This window comes from Oculatella sp. LEGE 06141 (genome assembly GCF_015207605.1).
In the GTDB taxonomy this organism is placed as follows: Bacteria; Cyanobacteriota; Cyanobacteriia; order Elainellales; family Elainellaceae; genus Oculatella.
This window is the reverse complement of sequence record NZ_JADEWO010000127.1, coordinates 1-4,535: the sequence shown is the minus strand read 5'-3', so window position 1 is coordinate 4,535 and position 4,535 is coordinate 1. Positions and strand designations below refer to the sequence as shown.

Genomic DNA, 4,535 nt, shown 5'->3' with positions numbered 1-4,535 from the left:
AGTCTCAGACCAAGACATGGCATCTCTCAATATTCTCAAACGAAGCATCTGTCCTCACTGGAACTACACGATCAAGCCTCGCTCTGGACTCGACTCAAAAGTGTGAACTTATTTTTTAACAAGCCCTAAGCACTGCCCACATGGCAACGCTACGAGGACGACCACCGGATTTGGCGGGTGGAAGGATGTCGTTGAGGAATTCGTACTGGCTGCGTGACAGGTCGCTAGGGTAGACTTTACTCATCTGCTTGCTCGGTGCTGTGTATGTTGCAATTCGCAGCTTACACTGAGTGAGCTTTTTTACGTCCTTACGAACTTTTCAAACATCCTCTAAGCCAACCGCTTTTGCGATCGCAGGCAAGAACTTACACTTGATGTCACTGATCAGGCTCAAGTGTAGGAGTTTGAGAGCTTCAAAGCGTCGCACTTCTGGAAATAGCACTTGACACAGTTGGCAATATTCATCGACAAAACGAATCGTGGGTCGAGCCTCTCTCGAAGCAGACATAAATCCTAAAGTATCCTAAAACTCTCTATCTCCATCCTAAATTCTTCTCCTTAGAGTGACCAACAAGGGGTAAGCAGGAGGATTGGAACTGCGTTCTAGTTCTCCCGTTGTTTAGCTAGAACACTAACTACCAGGAACAGGACTATCTGTAATGATCTTGGACACCTGTTCGATATCTAGTAGGAGAATCGTCAACATTGTTTCTTTCCTCGGCAGAACAGCAACGTGGCTGGCAGCGCTGAGTGGATGTCCTTGCCGACGAGACTCCGGCAGCGGACGAATCACCGAAGGAGGAATCTCGATTAAATCAGGAGGATTGTTTACCAGGAGGGCAAACAGTTCTCCGTCTATCTGCAAAGGGCGAATAACGACTAGAAACAGCTTGCTACTCACCAAGCTATCAGATTTATCGGTAGCAAGGTGACGGTGTAAGTTAACAACGGTGATGGTGTGATGACCGAGATGAACTAACTCAACAGTGCTGCAACCCTTGTACAGGTGAGGTGGACAGTTGACCACCTTGAGAACAGCGTCCATTGGCAGTGCCACAAGATAGTCAGCGATCGCAAACGCAATCACTCTAATCGGTTCTGTTGTTTTCTGATCAGCTACATACATAGTCATCTCCAGGAATTGGCGAACAGGGTATGAGGAGTAGGAAATAGGGTTAAAAACTATTTCAAACTCTCCATTCATTTCTCCCTTCAACAAGTCGAGCGATCGTATTGAGTAACTCTTGTTCTACATACGGTTTGGTGAGATAAGCAGTTGCACCGAGTTGAAGAGCAAGTTGGCGATGTTTTTCACTACTGCGGGAGGTGAGCATGATAATAGGAGCCTGGCTCAGGCTAGCATCCTGTTTATAGCGAATCAAAAATTCAAATCCATTCAGGCGAGGCATTTCAATATCGCAGGTGATCAGTTGAATGTCGCGATACTGCTGAAGGTGGGCGATCGCTTCTATCCCATCCTGTGCCTGCACAACTTGATACCCCACTTCTTGCAGCATCCTGGCTAGGGTTTGCCTGACCGTTACCGAGTCATCGACCACGAGTACTCGCTGACGAACCAGAGTGGAAGCAGACGACGGAGCTTTGGGGGATTCCGGAGCTTTACCGTTACTAGATAAACCAGAAGCAGATAGTGGAACTGGCTGTTGTTTTGGCAAAACCCTTGGAGACATCGCTCTCCGATCGAGTACCTGATTTGCCAGAACGATCGCGTCAATGACCAGCGTTAGCCGTCCATCTCCCAAAATGCTGCATCCATAAACATAATTGGGTGGAGCGATCGTGGTTCCTGCCGGTCTAATCACCAGTTCTTGTTCGCCAATGATTTGATCCACTGAAATTCCCAAAAAACCGGTTTGCCATTTTAGCAAGAGTAAGGGATTGGTCACTGCTGTGAGGGTAGCAGCAGCAGCATGGCGCAAAAGCCCTTTAGGAGAAGGTTCACCACCCGATAAGTCGGGTAGAGACGTGCTGTAGCTAATTAAGCTGGAAAGCTGACAGATGGGTACTGCATACTGATGTTGTCCTTGCTGCCATTGAAAGACGCTGCGACCTGCCAAGGTTTCTACTTGCTCAGCTTGAGGAATCAGGATCTTTTCAATTTCATCTGATAAGAATGCATAGACTGCCTGACCCACCTGACAAACCAACAGGCGAGCAGTCATTAAGGTTAAAGGCAGTTGCAGTGAAAACGTGGTTCCTTGATGCAATTCTGATTTGATGATGACGCTGCCATTGAGCGATTGCAGTTGAGAACGCACCACATCCAGCCCAACCCCGCGACCCGACAATTCACTCACCTGAGTTGCTGTAGAAAATTCAGGTTCAAATAGCAGATTAAGCAGTTCGGCTTTTGAGAAATGTTCTGGTTGATCAGACGCTAACAATCCGAGTTCAAAACCACGACGGCAGATCTGGTGAAAATCCAGTCCTCGCCCGTCATCTCGGATATCAATTACTGTACGATTTCCCTGTTGATAAGCACAAATTTCGATTTCACCAATCTCAGCTTTTCCTTGTTGAAGACGAGTTTCAGGCGGCTCAATGCCATGATCAAACGCATTTCGGATCAGGTGTAATAGTGGATCAAAAAGTTTGTCGGCAACTGCTTTATCAACGAGTACTTGAGTGCCTTTGATCTGTAAATTGACCCTCTTACCGTGTGCATCTATAAGCTGTTGCAACACGCGAGGTAAGCGATTCAAAACATTCCCGACTGGGATCATTCGCGCTTCCATCAAGTCATCTCGTACGTTGCTCAGAAGCCGCCCCTGTTTCTTCAGTGACTGACTGGACTGCTTAACTGAAAGATCAACGATTTCCATCGTTTCTTCTAGTTGCACCATTTCTTTTAAAGCAGATTGCAGCACCACATGCAGTTCGCTATGGCGATCGAGTTCGAGCGCATCAAATAAATTTTGAGTTTTGTAGTTTGCTTCTATGTAGTAAGGCTCTGAGGCTTGGGCTGACCAATTTGCAGTCCTTACAGACGATAATTCATAACTTCTTCGTCTTCCTTCTGATACAACTAGTGTGCGATCAGCCAAATCACACAACTTAGTTAAAGTTTGCTGATGCTGTCTTAGCCCGTCTAGTAATTCTTGAATATTTTTTTGCAGGTGATCGTCCTGGAGTGCCTGCCGATGTTGATTGATCAGCAGTTCGCCAACAGAATGACTGAGGGATTCCAGGTGTTCTAAATTAACGCGAACGGTTGTTGAAGCCGGAGCAACATCTTTAGAGAATTGGGATACTGATGGAGACGCTAGATTGTGACCAAGCGGCAGCGTTTTTTCTTTGGTTTCTCCTAACTGCTGTTCTAATAGATCAAGTTGAGGTGCATTGACTTGCCCGCTAAACTCGGCAAATGGGTGAGCGATCGCTTTTTCTGCCCCATTTAAACGATTCACAAATTCCTCAAGCTCTAAACCCACAGGAAAATCTGGTATAGAACTAAGAGAGTCGTCTATCTCGACTTCTGCTGACAGCCCATTGAAGTCAAGCAAGCCTGTATCCGCTGAAGCAGGATTAAAATCTGTTGGGAGCAGTTTCAACGGTTGTTGGGCATTGTTGGGTTTTGCCCAAATAGGTTGATTCAAAAACTTCAGGACTTGGTTCCAGGTTTTAACGAATTTGGCGACAGCAGGTTGGCTCGATCCGAAATGAATAAGTGATTGGATCGGCTCAGTCGCTAATTGAATGGGCGCAATTTCCGCAAGTTGCTGTAAGTCTACAGATGGCTCACCACCCCGAACTCGATCGCCCGCCAACACGGCAGCTTGTCCCTGCCGAAAATCAGCTAGAGCAACTTGAGCAATGGTAGTGGCTTGCTCTGGTTGAGCATTGACGGCACTGAGAGCCGCCTGCGCGATCGCCCCAAATCCCGGTAAGTTGAGTGATTCTGCTAAACCAACAAAGACTTCTGCTTGCGTTTGTAAAACATCGGCGATCGCGGCTGCATCCCCCGTCGCCAAAACGTTGCCCAACTGGTTTAACCGTTCACTCACGCCAGTTTCAAAAATAGATTGAGTGATATCAAACCCCAACTCAGCCGAACTGGGAATAGGTGCGTCTGGATTGTAGTAACTGCCTAACCTGGTTTGCAGTTGCGCGAATACCAAACTGGCACGATTTAAAACCTCAGCATCATTGCAGTTGGTGTCTGCGATCGCCGCTGCAATCGGCAACCGCAGACACTCATATGCCTCAAACAACAGCGACTCTAGATCTAAGTCGATCGTTATCTCTGGGTTATAGAATGCCTTGAAGACATCTTCCATCGAGTGGGCGATCGTCTTAATGCTCTCAAAGCCAACGCTGGCGGCTGCCCCCTTGAGCGTATGAGCTGCTCGCATTAAGCTGTGCACTTTGGCAGGTGTGCGCTCTTCTCTCAAACTCAACAGGTTCTGCTCAATGACTTGCAGCAAATCTTGAGCTTCGGTGAGGAAGTAAGAGTAGCCCTGTTCTTGAATGGTGCGATTGAGCATAAAGGCAGGGTGGGGAATGGGGGGTTAGGG

Annotated in this window: 3 protein-coding genes and 1 pseudogene; all 4 read right to left on the bottom strand. The window is 47.4% G+C overall.

What is annotated here, in order from left to right; all coding sequences use genetic code 11:
• Window positions 1–115: 115 nt before the first annotated feature.
• Complete coding sequence (locus IQ268_RS32630; protein ID WP_370584740.1) at window positions 116–244, bottom strand: transposase; 129 nt, start codon at window positions 242–244, stop codon at window positions 116–118.
• Window positions 245–325: 81 nt separating this feature from the next.
• Window positions 326–508: pseudogene (locus IQ268_RS31810) on the bottom strand (IS701 family transposase); the annotation flags it as partial.
• Window positions 509–631: 123 nt separating this feature from the next.
• Window positions 632–1,126, bottom strand: coding sequence for a chemotaxis protein CheW (locus tag IQ268_RS31805; protein ID WP_193887464.1), 495 nt, complete (start codon window positions 1,124–1,126; stop codon window positions 632–634).
• Window positions 1,127–1,187: 61 nt separating this feature from the next.
• A complete protein-coding gene (locus IQ268_RS31800) occupies window positions 1,188–4,505 on the bottom strand; it encodes a response regulator (RefSeq protein WP_193887462.1) in 3,318 nt (1,105 codons plus the stop codon).
• Window positions 4,506–4,535: the final 30 nt, after the last annotated feature.